This is a genomic window from Streptomyces johnsoniae (assembly GCF_031845565.1).
Classification (GTDB): Bacteria; Actinomycetota; Actinomycetes; order Streptomycetales; family Streptomycetaceae; genus Streptomyces; species Streptomyces johnsoniae.
Genome location: NZ_JAVREV010000008.1, coordinates 156,556 through 173,544, shown reverse-complemented (window position 1 = coordinate 173,544; position 16,989 = coordinate 156,556). Strand labels below are relative to the sequence as shown.

The following is a 16,989-nucleotide window of genomic DNA, read 5'->3' as shown; positions in this document are numbered from 1 at the left end:
GCCCCCGCGAAGGAAGCGACCATGAGCAACACAGAACGGCCGGCACAGCGGTCGCGGCTCCCCGAGGGAGCCGAGCAGGTCGACATCGAAAGTCTCTACGGCCGTCTCGCGAAGCACGGCCTGGAGTACGGCCCCGCATTCCGCGGCCTGCGCGCGGTATGGTCGCACGGCGACGAGGTCTACGCCGACGCCGCACTCGACGACACGGCCGGTAGTAGCGATGACTACCTCCTGCACCCCGCCCTGTTCGATGCCGCGCTCCAGGCCGCGCTGGTGTCGGACCTCGGCAGTGACGAAGGCACGTTCCTGCCCTTCGTGCTGCGGGGGGTCCGCGTTCACAAGCCGGGCGCCCGCGCCGTCCGCGTCCACACCGCCCCGGCCGGCGGCGGAGTCACCCTCGCGCTCACCGGCGACGACGGCGAACCCGTCGCAACGGTCGGCACCGTCCTCAGGCGGTCCGTCACCCCGGGGCAACTCGATGCCGCCGCCCAGCGCCCGCGGCTGCTCCGCCCCGTCTGGAAGGCCGTCCCACCGCCCCCGGCCTCCCCGGGCCGGCAGCGCTGGGCGTTCCTCGGCACCGACCACGTCGGTTTCACCGGCGCGCTGAAGTCAATCGGCCACGCGTTCGACTCCTATCCGTCGCTGCCGTCCCTCGACTCCGCTCTCACCGGCGGCACACCCGCACCCGACGTGGTCGCCGTCTCCTGCACCGACGCGGACTCACCCGTGCGCTCCGCGGCACAGCGCGCTCTCATGCTCGTCCAGGAATGGCTGGGCGACGAACGCCTGAACGCGACCCGCCTCGTCCTCCTCACCAGCGGCGCCGTCGCGACCCGCCCCCAGGAAGACCTGCCCGACGTGCCCGGCGCGGCCGTGTGGGGACTCCTGCGCAGCGCCCAGTCCGAACACCCCGGCCGCTTCGTCCTGGTAGACATCGACAACCCGGAGGAGTCCGGCCGCGCCCTCGCCGCCGCCGTCGCCTCCGGAGAACCCCAACTCGCCGTGCGCCGCGGCACCCTTCACCGGCCACGACTCGTCCGCCGCGCGCCGCCCCGGCGCGCCGCCCTGGCCGGCACCGTCCTCGTCACCGGCGGCACCGGAGCACTCGGCCGCCTCGTCGCCCGGCACCTGGTCACCCAGCACGAGGTCACCCACCTCGTGCTGCTCAGCCGCCGCGGCCCCCAGGCCCTGGGCGCCACCGAACTGAACGACGAACTCACCGCACTCGGCGCCCGCGTGGACATCATCGCCTGCGACGCGACCGACCGCGCCGCCCTGGAACGCGCCCTCGGGACCATCCCCGCCCCGTCCGCCGTCATCCACACCGCCGGCCTGGTATCCGACGCCACCGCCGTCACTCTGACACCACGCAGGCTCGACGAGGTTCTCGGCCCCAAGGTCGACGCCGCGCTCCACCTGCACGACCTGATCCAGGACCCCGACTGCGCGTTCGTCCTGTTCTCGTCCATCGCCGGGCTGACCGGCAACCGGGGGCAGGGAAACTACGCCGCCGCCAACGCCGCCCTCGACGCACTGGCCCACCGCCGCCGCACGCTCGGCCTGCGCGGCACCTCCCTCGCCTGGGGACTGTGGGAGGACGGCATGGGCTCCGGCCTGTCCCCCACCGAACTCGGCCGCATCAAGAAGTCCGGCTTCGCCCCGCTCACCCCCGATCAGGGCCTTGCCCTCTTCGACGCGGCACTCGCCGGCGACGAGGCGCTCCTCGCCCCCGTCCGGCTGAACGAGTCGGCCCTCAGCACGGACGTTCCGCCGATCCTCGCCGACCTCGTATCCGCCCCCAGCGGCACCGGCACGGGCGAATCGCTGCGCAGTCGCCTCGCCGCCCTCCCGGAGGGCGAACGCGACCAGGCCGCCCTCGACTTCGTCCTCGCCACGGCCGCCGACGTCCTCGGCTTCGCCGGCCCGGAGGAGGTAGCGGCCGATCGGGAGTTCAGCACCGTCGGCCTGGACTCCCTCGGCAATCTGGAACTCAGCCGACGCCTGTCCTCCGCGACCGGCATACGGCTTCCCGCGACCCTCGCCTTTGACTACCCGACTCCCGCAGACCTGGCCTCTCAGCTGCGGCAACTCCTCCGGGAGAACGAGAAGTGAACACATTTGTCGTCGGTGGTGGCGTGATCGGTCTGGCCGTCGCCTGGCGTGCCCAGCGCTCCGGTCTCACCGTCACCCTGATCGATCCGGAGCCGGCGAGCAAGGCTTCCCACGCCTCGGCGGGCATGCTCCCGGGCGGCAGCGCACAGCTCTACGGTCAGCCGGACCTGCTGAGCCTGTGCGCGGACTCCCGCAACCTCATCCCGTCCTTCGTCGCAGAACTGGAAGAGTTCGCCTCCGCCGGCTACCGGCGCGACGGCGTCCTGGACGCAGCGTTCGACGAGGACGCCTTCCAGGCTCTCGACCGTCAGCAGTCACTCCAGGAGTCGGTGGGCGTCCGCACCGAACGCCTCACGCCCGAGGAGTGCCGCAAACTCCAGCCGGCCTTCGCTCCCGTCCTCGGCGGCCTGCTGTCGCCCGACGACGGCTCCGTCGACCCGCGGACCTTCACCGCGGCGCTGTCAACGGCCTTCCAGGCCCTGGGCGGCACCCTCATCCGCCGGCGCGTCACCCGCATCACGGACCACGAGGTCACCCTCGACAACGGCGACACCGCCGCCTTCGACCGCGTCGTCCTGGCCGCCGGCTGCTGGACGCACCGCATCGAGGGCCTGCCGCCCGGCACCGTTCCCGAAATCCGTCCCGTCCGCGGTCAGATCGTCCGCCTTCAGTCCGATACACCGCTCCTCAACCTGACCGCCCGCGCCAACATCAGGGGGACGTCCCTCTACCTGGTGCCCCGCCTGGACGGCGAGCTGGCCATCGGCGGCACCTACGAGGACGGCGGCTACGACGAGGCCCCCACCGCCGAAGGCACCCGCGAACTCCTCACCCGCGCCGCCGAGGTCATCCCCGGCGTCGGCGCCCTCCGCTTCCGCGAGATCAGCGTGGGGCTCCGCCCCGGCTCGCCGGACGGCCTGCCCCTCATCGGCGCCACCGCCGTCCCGGACGTCTACCTGGCCTCCGGCCACTACCGCATGGGCGTCCAACTCGCCCCGGTGACCGCGGAGATCATCACCGCGCTCCTCACCGACACCGCCCCGCCCGCCGTCCGGGCTTCTGGCCTTCCGGGAACCCCCGTTGACCCCCCGAGGGGTGGGACTCGGACCGGCGACGAGCCACCGCCGCCCGGCCCCACCCCCCCGGCGAGGGTCAGGAGACCGCCACGGAGGCGCCCAGGGCCCCGGTGACGTTCTCAGTCCAGGAATGATCCTCCTCCGAACGCGACCTGATCGTGAGGGAACGACTTCCGCTCCGTTCCTCGGCCCCGACGATCACCTGCACCAAGGCGGCCTTCTGGGAACTGAAGGTGATGGGGGCGTTCAACACCAGCTCGGCTATCTCCTCGGCGCCGACCGTCGCAGCCGCGTGCAGCGCCAGCTCGATGAAACCGGTGCCCGGGAGAATCACGGTCCCCATGACGACGTGATCGCGGAGCCAGGCATGGTCGGCCAGCGTCAACCGGCCCGTGAACAGATGACTTCCATCCGGCAGTTCGGTGGCCGTGGCCAGCAAGGGATGCGAAGCGGACTCCAGACCGAGACCGGACGCGGAGCCGACGGGCGCAGACGTCTCGACCCAGTAGCGGCGACGCTGGAAGGCATACGTCGGAAGATCGACGCCCCGGGCTCCGAGCCGCGCGAAAAACTCCTCCCAGCCGACAGGGGCACCACACACATGTGCCCGCGCCAGCCCGTCCATCAGGCTGGTCGGCTCGTCACGGCCGGCGGTGAGAAGCCCCACCGCGTGCGCGTCCGTGTCGGACAGCGCCTCGCGGGCCATGGTGGTGAGGGTGGTGTCGGGTCCGAGTTCGAGGTAGTGGCGGACGCCGTGGGTGTGGAGGGTGTGGATGCCGTGGTGGAAGCGGACGGCTTCGCGGACGTGGCGGGTCCAGTAGTGGGGGGTGGTGATGTGGTCGGGGTCGGCGAGTTCGCCGGTGAGGTTGGAGACGATGGGGATGGTGGGGGGGTGGTAGTCCAGGCTGGTGGCGACGCGTTCGAAGGCTTCCAGCATGGGGTCCATGTGGGGGGAGTGGAACGCGTGGGAGACGGTGAGGCGGCGGGTCTTCACGCCCCGTTCGGCCAGAGCCGCGGCGATATCGGTGACGGTGTGTTCGTCGCCGGAGATGACGGTGGAGGCGGGGCCGTTGACGGCGGCGATGGCCACCCGGTCCTCCCTGCCCTCCAGCAAAGGCAGGACGTCGTGTTCGGGGGCGCGGAGGGAGATCATGGCGCCGGTTGGGGGGAGGTTTTGCATGAGGGTGCCGCGGGCGGCGACCAGGCGAGCGGCGTGGTCGAGGGTGAGGATGCCGGCGGTGTGGGCGGCGGTGAGTTCGCCGATGGAGTGGCCGGTGAGGTAGTCGGGTGTGATCCCGAAGGATTCGACGAGGCGGTAGAGCGCGGTTTCCAGGGCGAAGAGTGCGGCCTGGGTGTAGCGGGTCTGGTTCAGCAGGGTGGGGTCGTCGTTGAAGACGATGTCCTTGAGCGGCTGTTCGGCTGCGAGGTGGAGGTCCAGAGCGGCGCAGACCTCGTCGAACGCGGCCCGGAAGACCGGGTAGGTGTCATACAGACCGCGGCCCATCCCGGCGCGCTGCGCACCCTGGCCGGTGAACAGGAACGCGACCTTCCCCGGCTCCTGAAGGGCCTGCTGGTACTCACCGGCACGCAGGCCGGCGAGAAGTTCGTCGCGGGTCGAGCCTACGGCGACGGCGTGGTGCTCGAACGCCGTGGTGCCAGCACCCGCCAGGGAAGAGGCGATATCAACCGGGCGCAGGTCCGGATGCGCAGCAACATGGTCGAGCAGACGCTGAACCTGCTCGCGCAGCGCCTCCTCAGTTCTGGCGGACAAGAACCAGGGAAGCGGGCCACCCCGGAGAGCCGACTCCGTGCGCGCCTCCTCCTGCGTAGGTGGGGCTTGTTCGAGGATGAGGTGGCTGTTGGTGCCGCTGATGCCGAAGGAGGAGACGGCGGCGCGGCGGGGCCGGTCGCCGGCCGGCCAGGGGCGGGGCTGGGTGAGGAGTTGGACGTTGCCGCTGTCCCAGTCGATGTGCGGGCTTGGCTCGTCGGCGTGGAGGGTTTGGGGGAGGGTGGCGTGGCGCATGGCCTGGATCATTTTGATGACCCCGCCGATGCCTGCGGCGGCCTGGGCGTGTCCGATGTTGGATTTGAGGGAGCCGAGCCACAGGGGCTGGTCCTCGGGCCGGTGCTGGCCGTAGGTGGCCAGCAGGGCCTGGGCCTCAATCGGGTCGCCGAGGGTGGTGCCGGTGCCGTGGGCTTCGACGGCGTCGATCTCCTCCGGGGCGAGGCCGGCGTTGGCGAGTGCGGCGTTGATGACGCGTTGCTGGGAGGGGCCGTTGGGGGCGGTGAGGCCGTTGCTCGCACCGTCCTGGTTGACGGCCGAGCCGCGGATGACGGCCAGGATGGGGTGGCCGTTGGCCTGGGCGTCCGAGAGACGTTCCAGCAGGACCATGCCCGCGCCCTCGGCCCACGCCACGCCGTCCGCCGCCGCGGAGAACGACTTGCACCGGCCATCGGGGGCCAGCCCGCGCTGCTGCCCGAACTCCACGAACATACCGGGCGTCGCCATGACGGTGACGCCACCGGCCAGCGCCAGCGAACACTCACCACTGTGCAGCGCCTGCGCCGCCTGATGCATCGCCACCAGTGAGGAGGAGCATGCGGTGTCGACCGTCACCGCCGGGCCCTCAAGACCGAACGTGTACGCCAGACGCCCGGAAGCGATACTCAAGCCGTTGCCGGTCAGCAGATAGCCGCCCAGCCCGTCATCGCCTTCGTGCAGGCGCGGGCCGTACTCCTGAGCAATGGCCCCCACGAACACGCCGGTGTCGCTGCCGCGCAGCCGCTCCGGGTTGACCCGGGCGCGCTGAATCGCCTCCCAGGCCATTTCGAGGAGAACACGCTGCTGGGGGTCCATCGCCGCCGCTTCGCGGGGGCTGATACCGAAGAACTCCGGGTCGAACTCCGCAGCGTCGTAGAGGAAGCCGCCCTCGCGGGTATAGGTCTTCCCCGGCGCGCCCGGGACGGAGTCGAAGAGGTTGTCCAGGTCCCAGCCCCGGTCCTCCGGGAACGCCCCCACCGCGTCGCGTGCTTCGGCGACCAGGTTCCACAGCTCCTCGGGGGTGTTGGCGCCGCCGGGGAAACGGCAGGCCATCCCGACGACGGCGATCGGCTCGTTCGCGGCGGCCGTTGTGCTGCGAGAAATGCGCGGCTTCGGTGCGGCGGTGGTCTCGGCAAGCGTGGCGCGGAGGTGGTCGGCGAGCGCGGTGGGGGTGGGGTAGTCGAACAGCAGCGTGGACGGCAGCCGCATCCCGGACGCCTTGTTGAGCGCGTTCCGCAGCTCTACGGAGCTGAGGGAGTCGAAGCCCAGCTCCTTGAAAGGGGTACTCGGCTTGATGCTTTCGTGGGAACTGTGTCCGAGCACGGTGGCGATGTGGCTGCGGAGGAAGTTCAGCAGGATGCGCTGCTGTTCGGGTTCCGGGTGGTCGGCGAGCAATTGGCGCAGCTGGTCACCGTCCTGACCGGCACGGGCAGCCTGGGCGGCGACGGTGCGGCGCGGAGCGCGCACAAGCCCCTCGAACATGGGGGTGTGCGTGGGGGTGTGCGTCCGGAGGGTGGTGAGGTCGAGCTTGGCCGGGATGAGCACCGGGTGGGTCGTGCTGAGCGCGGTGTCGAAGGAGGTCAGCCCGTGTGCGGCCGAGATCGGCAGGAGCCCGTTGCGGTTCATGCGGGCGCGGTTCCGCTCGTCCAGGGTGCCGGCCATGCCACCGGCGGCGTGTTCCCACAGCCCCCAGGCGAGGGAGTGCGCGGGCAGCCCCTGGGCGCGGCGGTGGTGGGCGAGGGCGTCGAGGAACGCGTTCGCGGCGGCGTAGTTGGCCTGCCCCGGGGCGCCCACGGTGCCGACGGCGGAAGAGAAGAGGACGAACGCGTCGAGGTCGGTGCCGCGGGTGAGCTGGTGGAGGTGCCAGGCGGCGTCGGCTTTGGGACGCAGGACGTCACCGAGACGCTGGGGAGTGAGGGCGGTGGTGATGCCGTCGTCGAGCACTCCCGCGCAGTGAATGACGGTGCCGAGCGGGTGTTCCCGCGGTAGCGAGGCGAGGAGGGATTCCAGCGCGGCCCTGTCGGTGGCGTCGCAGGCAGCGACGGTGACGCTGGCACCGAGCGCGGTGAGGCCGGCGAGGTGGCTGCCCTGCGCCCCGGGGCCCTGGCGGCTGGTGAGGAGCAGGTGCTTGGCGCCGTGCACGCTGACCAGATGCTGGGCCAGGAGGGCACCCAGGGCACCGGTGCCGCCGGTGATGAGAACGGTCTTGTCGGGATCGAAGGGCGAGGGCGTGCCCGCGGCCGGGGCCGGAGCTGGAGCTTCGGAGCGGGTGAGGCGTGGGGTGAGGAGCTGGCCGTCGCGGATGGCCAGTTGGGGGTGCCGGGTGGCCGCGGCGATGGGGAGGGCCTTGAGCGAGGACTCGGTGCCGTCGAGGTCGATGAGAGTGAACCGGTCGGGGTGCTCGGCCTGGACGGCCCGGATGAGTCCCCAGAGGGAGGCCCCTGCCAGGTCCTGCTCCTCGTGCTGCGTTCCGGTCGAGACTGCGCCGCGGGTCAGGATGATCAGCCGGGAGTCGGTTTCCTCGTCGGTGACGACCGACTGCACCAGGTGCAGCACCTGTTGTGTCAGGGCGTGAGTGGCCGCGACCGGGTCGGCGTGGTCCTCCGAGACGCACCAGGTGATCAGCAGTTTCTGGTGGGTGGGGTCCTGTCCGCTTGGCCTGAGGGGCAGGTCTCCGAGGGGGAGGGCTTGGAGGAGGCGTTGGGTCTGGGGGGCGGCGATGTCCACCCAAGTGGCATCGATCGTGCTGGGGGCGGTGTCCTCGGGCGCGGGAAGGGGCGTCCAGCTGATCTGGTAGAGGTCCCCGGTGTCGGCGGCGCGTGCGGTGGCGAGTTGTTCGGGTGCGACGGCCCGCATGGCGATGGAGTCGACGGTCATCACCGGCGCGCCTGTGTGGTCGGTGATGACTATGGAGGCTGTTCCCGGTGTGGTCCAGGTGAGGCGGACACGCAGGGAGGTGGCACCGGCTGTGTGGAGGGAGATGCCGTTCCAGGCGAAGGGGATACGGATGGTCTCCTGTGCCGCTTCGTGATCGGTGACCAGTGCGCCCGGCTGGATGGCGGAGTCGAGCAGTCCTGGGTGAATGCCGTAGGTGCCGGGGTCGGCGTCGGTGGGGAGGGACACCTCGGTCCAGATGGTGTCGCCGTCCTGCCAGGCAGCGCTCAACCTGCGGAACTGCGGCCCGTAGCCGAGGCCCGCGCTGGTGATGCGGGTGTAGAAGTCCTCGATGCCGATGGGTTGCGCGGCGGGCGGCGGCCAGGTGCCGCCGGTGCGCATGGGGTCCGTGTCCGGCGCGTCCGGTGCCCGGGTGGCGAGTGCTCCGGCGGCATGGAGGGTCCACTCGGTTCCGGCCGGGGCGTCCTCGCTGCGGGAGTGCACGGTGAAGGAGTGCCGTCCGGTGTCGTCCGCGGTTTCGACCAGGACGCGGAGTTGGAGTGCGCCCTGCTCGGGGACGGCGAGGAAGATGTGGTGGGTGAGTTCGTCGATGTGGTTGCAGCCGATGTGGTGGGCGGCGTGGAGGAGGAGGTCGACGAAGGCGACGCCGGGGACGATGAGCGCGTCGTGTACGGCGTGTTCGGTTACCCAGGCGGGGTCGGTGGCGGTGATGCGGCCGGTGAAGAGGTGTCCGCCGTTGTCGGGGAGTTCGGCGAGCGTGGTCAGTACCGGGTGTCCGGTCGCCGTCTGGCCGAGGTGGCCAGCGTCCGCACCGCTTCTCGTTCTGGAGGTTTCCAGCCAGTAGTGCTGGCGTTGGAAGGGGTAGGTGGGGAGGTCGGCCTTCCGGGCCCCGGCTTTTGTGAGGAGAGGTTCCCAGCGGACGGGCAGGCCGTGGGTGTGGGCGCTGGCCACAGCGCTGAGGAGGGTGTGGTGTTCGTTGCGGTCGCGGTGGAGGGTGGGGATGAACGTGGCCTGGGGCTCTTGGTCGAGGGTGTCCTGGGCCATGGTGGTGAGGGTGGTGTCGGGTCCGAGTTCGAGGTAGTGGCGGACGCCGTGGGTGTGGAGGGTGTGGATGCCGTGGTGGAAGCGGACGGCTTCGCGGACGTGGCGGGTCCAGTAGTGGGGGGTGGTGATGTGGTCGGGGTCGGCGAGTTCGCCGGTGAGGTTGGAGACGATGGGGATGGTGGGGGGGTGGTAGTCCAGGCTGGTGGCGACGCGTTCGAAGGCTTCCAGCATGGGGTCCATGTGGGGGGAGTGGAACGCGTGGGAGACGGTGAGGCGGCGGGTCTTCACGCCCTGTTCGGCCAGGGTGGTGGCGATGTCGGTGACGGTGTGTTCGTCGCCGGAGATGACGGTGGAGGTGGGGCCGTTGACGGCGGCGATGGCGACCTGGTCTTCGCGCCCCTCCAGCAGGGGGAGGATGTCGTGTTCGGGGGTGCGGAGGGAGATCATGGCGCCGGTTGGGGGGAGGTTTTGCATGAGGGTGCCGCGGGCGGCGACGAGTTGGGCGGCGTGGTCGAGGGTGAGGATGCCGGCGGTGTGGGCGGCGGTGAGTTCGCCGATGGAGTGGCCGGTGAGGTAGTCGGGTGTGATGCCGAAGGATTCGACGAGGCGGTAGAGCGCGGTTTCCAGGGCGAAGAGTGCGGCCTGGGTGTAGCGGGTCTGGTTCAGCAGGGTGGGGTCGTCGTTGAAGACGATGTCCTTGAGCGGCTGTTCGGCTGCGAGGTGGAGGTCCAGGGCGGTGCAGACTTCGTCGAACGCGGCCTGGAAGACCGGGTAGGTGTCGTACAGACCGCGGCCCATGCCGGGGCGTTGGGCGCCCTGGCCGGTGAAGAGGAATGCGGTCTTGCCGGGTTGTGGGGTGCCGCGGACGAGGTTTGGGGAGGGCTGGTTTTCGATGAGGGCGTGGAGGGCGCGGTCGATGTCCTCGGGCTGGTCGGTGACGATGACGGCGCGGTGGTCGAAGAGGGTGCGGGTGGCCAGGGCGTGGGCGGTCTGGGCCGGTCGCAGTTCGGGGTGCAGTTCCAGGTGGGTGCGCAGCTGCCGGGCTTGTTCGCGCAGGGCGGGTTCGTTCCTGGCGGAGAGTATCCAGGGGATGACCGTTCCCCCGGGCACCTCGGTCTCTTCTTCTTGGGTGGGTGGGGCTTGTTCGAGGATGAGGTGGCTGTTGGTGCCGCTGATGCCGAAGGAGGAGACGGCGGCGCGGCGGGGCCGGTCGCCGGCCGGCCAGGGGCGGGGCTGGGTGAGGAGTTGGACGTTGCCGCTGTCCCAGTCGATGTGGGGGCTTGGTTCGTCGGCGTGGAGGGTTTGGGGGAGGGTGGCGTGGCGCATGGCCTGGATCATTTTGATGACCCCGCCGATGCCTGCGGCGGCCTGGGCGTGTCCGATGTTGGATTTGAGGGAGCCGAGCCACAGGGGCTGGTCCTCGGGCCGGTGCTGGCCGTAGGTGGCCAGCAGGGCCTGGGCCTCGATGGGGTCGCCGAGGGTGGTGCCGGTGCCGTGGGCCTCTACGGCGTCGATCTCGTCCGGGGCGAGGCCGGCGTTGGCGAGTGCGGCGTTGATGACGCGTTGCTGGGAGGGGCCGTTGGGGGCGGTGAGGCCGTTGCTCGCGCCGTCCTGGTTGACGGCCGAGCCGCGGATGACGGCCAGGATGGGGTGGCCGTTGGCCTGGGCGTCGGAGAGTCGTTCCAGCAGGACCATGCCCGCGCCCTCGGCCCACGCCACGCCGTCGGCCGCCGCGGAGAAGGACTTGCACCGGCTGTCGAGTGCCAGCCCGCGCTGGCGGCTGAACTCCAGGAACATACCGGCATTGGCCATGACCGTGGCGCCACCGGCCAGCGCCAGCGAACACTCACCACTGCGGAGGGCCTGCGTCGCCTGGTGCATCGCCACCAGTGAGGAGGAGCATGCGGTGTCGACCGTCACCGCTGGGCCTTCGAGGCCGAAGGTGAAGGCGAGTCGTCCGGAGGCGACGCTGGCGGTGGTGCCGGTGAGGAGGTAGCCCTCGACGCGCTCGCTGCCCTGGTGGGTGAGGGAGGCGTATTCCTGGGTGACGACGCCGGTGAAGACGGCGGTGTCGCTGCCGCGCAGGGTGGCGGGTGCGATGCCGGCGTTCTCGATTGTTTCCCAGGTGGTTTCGAGGAGGAGGCGTTGCTGTGGGTCGAGAGCGAGGGCTTCGCGGGGGCTGATGCCGAAGAATTCGGGGTCGAACTCGGCGGCGTTGTAGAGGAATCCGCCTTCGCGGGCGTAGCTCTTGCCTGCGGCGTCGGGGTCGGAGTCGAAGAGGTTGTCGAGGTCCCAGCCCCGGTCTTGCGGGAACGCCCCTACCGCGTCGCGTCCCTCCATCACCAGGTCCCACAGGTCGCCTGGGGTGTTCGCGCCGCCGGGGAAGCGGCAGGCCATCCCGACGATCGCAATCGGCTCGTTCGCGCCGACCGCGGATGCCGTGCGGAGGGTGGTGGCCGGTCCACGAGTGGCAGGCGCCTGACCGGCGTCGGCCAGCTCGGTGCGGAGGTGATCGGCGAGTGTGGTGGGGGTGGGGTAGTCGAACAGCAGCGTGGACGGCAGCCGCATCCCGGACGCCTTGTTGAGCGCGTTCCGCAGCTCCACGGAGCTGAGGGAGTCGAAGCCCAGCTCCTTGAAGGACGTGGTGTCAGCGATGCTGTCGGGGGAGCTGTGTCCGAGGACGGTCGCGATGTGACCGCGCAGGAAGTCGAGCAGAATGCGCTGGTGCTCGGGTTCCGGGTGGTCGGCGAGCAATTGGCGCAGCTGGTCGCCGCCCTGACCGGCACGGGCAGCCTGGGCGGCGACGGTGCGGCGCGGAGCGCGCACGAGCCCCTGGAACATCGGCGTGTGCGTCGCCCGGGTGCGCAGGGCCGCGAGGTCGAACTTGGCCGGGAGCACCACCGGATGGTCCGTGGCGAGGGCCGAGTCGAAGTGGGCGAACCCGTGTGCCGCCGAGATCGGCAGGAGCCCGTTGCGGTTCATGCGGGCGCGGTCCTGCTCCTCCAGCGTGCCGGCCATACCGCCCGTCGCCTGGTCCCACAGTCCCCAGGCCAGGGAGTGCGCGGGCAGCCCCTGAGCGCGGCGGTGGTGGGCCAGGGCGTCGAGGAACGCGTTCGCGGCGGCGTAGTTGGCCTGCCCCGGGGCGCCGATGGTGCCGACGGCGGAAGAGAAGAGAACGAACGCGTCGAGGTCGGTGCCGCGGGTGAGTTTGTGCAGATTCCACGCGGCGTCGGCCTTCGGACGCAGAACGTCGGTGAGGTGCTGAGGGGCGAGAGTGGCGGCGATGCCGTCGTGGAGGACACCGGCACAGTGCACGACGGCGCCGAGGGGGCGCTCTTGTGGCAGGCCGGCGAGCAGAGACCCCAGTGAGGCGCTGTCGGTGGCGTCGCAGACGGCGATGGTGACGTTGGCGCCGAGCGCGGCCAGGTCGGTGGCGACGCTGCCGGTGCGGGCGGTGGGCCCCTGCCGACCGGTGAGCAGCAGGTGTTTGACGCCGTGGTGGGTGACCAGGTGGCGGGCCAGGAGGGTGCCCAGGGCGCCGGTGCCGCCGCTGATCAGCACCGTTTTCTCGGGGTCGAACGCCGTCGGTTCGGCCGTCGAGGGCGGCTGGGTGCGGGCGAGGCGGGGGGTATGGAGCCGGCCGTCGCGGATGGCGAGTTGGGGTCGCGCGCTGGCCATCGCGGCGGGCAGGGCCTGTAGCGAGGTATCGCTGTCGTCGAGGTCGATGAGGGTGAACCGGTCCGGGTACTCCGCCTGGACGGAACGGATCAGCCCCCAGGCCGAGGCGGCGGGCATGTCGACCCGTTCCTCATCGGCGCTGGTCGAGACGGCGTGCCGGGTCAGGACGACCAGCCGGGAGTCGGCCTCCTCGTCCGCCACGATCGTCTGGACCAGCCGCAGCACGCCCTGCGTCAGCGCGTGCGTGGCCTCCACCGGGTCGGCGTCGTCCCGCGACACACACCACGTGACGAACGTCCCCGGCTCGGTCGAACCCTGCCCACTGGTACCGAGCGGCAGGTAGTCGGTGGGGAGCGCCGCGACGAGGTGTTCGTTCTCCGGGGCGGTGACGCCGACCCACGCGGCGTTGGTCGTGCCCGGGGCGATGTCCTTGGGCGCGGGGAGGGAGGCCCAGTTGACCTCGTACAGCTCCCCGGTGTCGGCGGCGCGCGCGGTGGCGAGTTGTTCGGGTGCGACGGCCCGCATGGCGATGGAGTCGATCGTCATCACCGGTGCGCCCGCGGGATCGGTGATGGTCACGGACACCGTGTCCGGTGTGGTCCAGGTGAGGCGGACACGCAGGGAGGTGGCGCCAGTCGCGTGCAGGGAGGCGCCGTTCCAGGCGAAGGGAATGCGAATGGAGTCCCGCGCCGCTTCGTGATCGGTGACCAGTGCGCCCGGCTGGATGGCGGAGTCGAGCAGTCCTGGGTGAATGCCGTAGGTGCCGGGGTCGGCGTCGGTGGGGAGGGACACCTCGGTCCAGATGGTGTCGCCGTCCTGCCACGCAGCGCTCAACCTGCGGAACTGCGGCCCGTAGCCGAGGCCCGCGCTGGTGATGCGGGTGTAGAAGTCCTCGATGCCGATGGGTTGCGCGGCGGGCGGCGGCCAGGTGCCGCCGGTGCGCATGGGGTCCGTGTCCGGCGCGTCCGGTGTCCGGGTGGCGAGTGCTCCGGCGGCATGGAGGGTCCACTCGCCCTCGGCCGGGGCGTCCTCGCTGCGGGAGTGGACCGTGAACGCACGCCGCCCTGACTCGTCCGCCGGTTCGATCAGGACGCGCAGTTGGAGTGCTCCGTGTTCCGGGACGGCGAGGAAGATGTGGTGGGTGAGTTCGTCGATGTGGTCGCAGCCGATGTGGTGGGCGGCGTGGAGGAGGAGGTCGACGAAGGCGACGCCGGGGACGATGAGCGCGTCGTGTACGGCGTGTTCGGTTACCCAGGCGGGGTCGGTGGCGGTGATGCGGCCGGTGAAGAGGTGTCCGCCGTTGTCGGGGAGTTCGGCGAGCGTGGTCAGTACCGGGTGCCCGGTGGCGGTCAGACCGAGGTGGCCAGCGTCCGCACCGCTTCTCGTTCTGGAGGTTTCCAGCCAGTAGTGCTGGCGTTGGAAGGGGTAGGTGGGGAGGTCGGTCTTCCGGGCCTGGTGTCCGGTGGTGAGGTTTTGCCAGTTGGTGGTGATGCCGTGGGTGTGGGTGGTGGCGAGGGCGGTGAGGAGGGTGTGGTGTTCGTTGCGGTCGCGGTGGAGGGTGGGGATGAACGTGGCCTGGGGCTCTTGGTCGAGGGTGTCCTGGGCCATGGTGGTGAGGGTGGTGTCGGGTCCGAGTTCGAGGTAGTGGCGGACGCCGTGGGTGTGGAGGGTGTGGATGCCGTGGTGGAAGCGGACGGCTTCGCGGACGTGGCGGGTCCAGTAGTGGGGGGTGGTGATGTGGTCGGGGTCGGCGAGTTCGCCGGTGAGGTTGGAGACGATGGGGATGGTGGGGGGGTGGTAGTCCAGGCTGGTGGCGACGCGTTCGAAGGCTTCCAGCATGGGGTCCATGTGGGGGGAGTGGAACGCGTGGGAGACGGTGAGGCGGCGGGTCTTCACGCCCTGTTCGGCCAGGGTGGTGGCGATGTCGGTGACGGTGTGTTCGTCGCCGGAGATGACGGTGGAGGTGGGGCCGTTGACGGCGGCGATGGCGACCTGGTCCTCCCTGCCCTCCAGCAGGGGGAGGATGTCGTGTTCGGGGGTGCGGAGGGAGATCATGGCGCCGGTTGGGGGGAGGTTTTGCATGAGGGTGCCGCGGGCGGCGACGAGTTGGGCGGCGTGGTCGAGGGTGAGGATGCCGGCGGTGTGGGCGGCGGTGAGTTCGCCGATGGAGTGGCCGGTGAGGTAGTCGGGTGTGATGCCGAAGGATTCGACGAGGCGGTAGAGCGCGGTTTCCAGGGCGAAGAGTGCGGCCTGGGTGTAGCGGGTCTGGTTCAGCAGGGTGGGGTCGTCGTTGAAGACGATGTCCTTGAGCGGCTGTTCGGCTGCGAGGTGGAGGTCCAGGGCGGTGCAGACCTCGTCGAACGCGGCCTGGAAGACCGGGTAGGTGTCGTACAGACCGCGGCCCATGCCGGGGCGTTGGGCGCCCTGGCCGGTGAAGAGGAATGCGGTCTTGCCGGGTTGTGGGGTGCCGCGGACGAGGTTTGGGGAGGGCTGGTTTTCGATGAGGGCGTGGAGGGCGCGGTCGATGTCCTCGGGCTGGTCGGTGACGATGACGGCGCGGTGGTCGAAGAGGGTGCGGGTGGCCAGGGCGTGGGCGGTCTGGGCCGGTCGCAGTTCGGGGTGCAGTTCCAGGTGGGTGCGCAGCTGCCGGGCTTGTTCGCGCAGGGCGGGTTCGTTCCTGGCGGAGAGCATCCAGGGGATGACCGTTCCCCCGGGCACCTCGGTCTCTTCTTCTTGGGTGGGTGGGGCTTGTTCGAGGATGAGGTGGCTGTTGGTGCCGCTGATGCCGAAGGAGGAGACGGCGGCGCGGCGGGGCCGGTCGCCGGCCGGCCAGGGGCGGGGCTGGGTGAGGAGTTGGACGTTGCCGCTGTCCCAGTCGATGTGGGGGCTTGGTTCGTCGGCGTGCAGGGTTTGGGGGAGGGTGGCGTGGCGCATGGCCTGGATCATTTTGATGACCCCGCCGATGCCTGCGGCGGCCTGGGCGTGTCCGATGTTGGATTTGAGGGAGCCGAGCCACAGGGGCTGGTCCTCGGGCCGGTGCTGGCCGTAGGTGGCCAGCAGAGCCTGGGCCTCGACCGGGTCACCCAAGGCGGTGCCGGTGCCATGCGCCTCGACCGCGTCGATCTGGTCGGCCGTCAGGCGTGCGTTGGCGAGCGCCGCGTTGATGACACGCTGTTGGGAAGGCCCGTTGGGCGCGGTCAGTTGACTGCTCTTGCCGTCCTGGTTGACTGCGGTGCCGCGGATGACGGCCAGGATCGTGTGCCCGTTGGCCTGGGCGTCCGACAGCCGTTCCAGCAGGACCATGCCCGCGCCCTCGGCCCACGCCACGCCGTCCGCCGCCGCGGAGAACGACTTGCACCGGCCATCGAGTGCCAGCCCGCGCTGGCGGCTGAACTCCACGAACATCCCGGGCGTCGCCATCACCGCGGCGCCACCGGCCAGGGCCATGGTGGACTCACCGTTCCGCAGCGACTGGCAGGCCATGTGCAGGGCGACCAACGACGAGGAGCACGCGGTGTCGACCGTCACCGCCGGGCCTTCGAGCCCCAGCGTGTACGCGACCCGCCCGGAGGCGACACTGAGGGTGTTGCCGGTCAGCAGGTAACCCTCGACATCGTCCGCGCCCTGGTGAATGAGCGAGGCGTACTCGTGCCCCGACACTCCGCTGAACACACCGGTGCGGCTACCGCGCAGCTCGCCCGGGGACAGGCCGGCGCTTTCAATGCTTTCCCAGGTGGTTTCGAGGAGGAGGCGCTGCTGTGGGTCGAGAGCGAGGGCTTCGCGGGGGCTGATGCCGAAGAACTCCGGGTCGAACTCGGCGGCGTCGTAGAGGAATCCGCCTTCGCGCGCGTAGCTCTTCCCCGGGGTGTCGGGGTCGGGATCGAAGAGGTTGTCGAGGTCCCAGCCCCGGTCCTCGGGGAACGCCCCAACCGCGTCACGTCCCTCCGCGACCAGTTCCCAGAGTTTCCCGGGCGTCGTGGCCCCACCGGGGAAGCGGCAGGCCATGCCCACGACTGCGATCGGCTCGTGATCCCGCGACTCGACTTCGGCGAGCCGCTGCCGGGTTCGCTGAAGGTCAGCGGTCACGCGCTTCAGGTAGTCGCGAAGCTTGTCCTCGTTCATATCAGGACGACGCCCTTCCTC

The 16,989-nt window shown here is 70.7% G+C and carries 3 protein-coding genes; 2 read left to right on the top strand and 1 reads right to left on the bottom strand.

Features of this window, described 5'->3' with window-relative positions; all coding sequences use genetic code 11:
• Window positions 1-21: 21 nt before the first annotated feature.
• Together RM779_RS33720 and thiO are read left to right on the top strand one after the other, a co-directional pair.
• Entirely contained in the window at window positions 22-2,112 is a 2,091-nt protein-coding gene (locus RM779_RS33720; RefSeq protein ID WP_394813307.1) for a type I polyketide synthase, read from the top strand.
• The gene (gene thiO / locus RM779_RS16265; RefSeq protein ID WP_311618411.1) at window positions 2,109-3,302 is read left to right on the top strand and encodes a glycine oxidase ThiO; all 1,194 of its coding nucleotides are present in this window, start codon (window positions 2,109-2,111) and stop codon (window positions 3,300-3,302) included. The genes RM779_RS33720 and thiO overlap by 4 nt, the downstream gene beginning before the upstream one ends.
• Here the strand turns inward: thiO and RM779_RS16260 are convergent.
• A complete protein-coding gene (locus RM779_RS16260) occupies window positions 3,265-16,968 on the bottom strand; it encodes an SDR family NAD(P)-dependent oxidoreductase (RefSeq protein WP_311618410.1) in 13,704 nt (4,567 codons plus the stop codon). The two genes, thiO and RM779_RS16260, sit on opposite strands and share 38 nt — an antisense overlap.
• Between the last annotated feature and the right edge of the window lie 21 nt (window positions 16,969-16,989).

Coding starts and splice junctions, on each gene's coding strand:
- RM779_RS16260 (WP_311618410.1), bottom strand. CDS start 16,968: ATGAACGAGGACAAGCTTCGCGACTACCTGAAGCGCGTGACCGCTGAC.
- RM779_RS33720 (WP_394813307.1), top strand. CDS start 22: ATGAGCAACACAGAACGGCCGGCACAGCGGTCGCGGCTCCCCGAGGGA.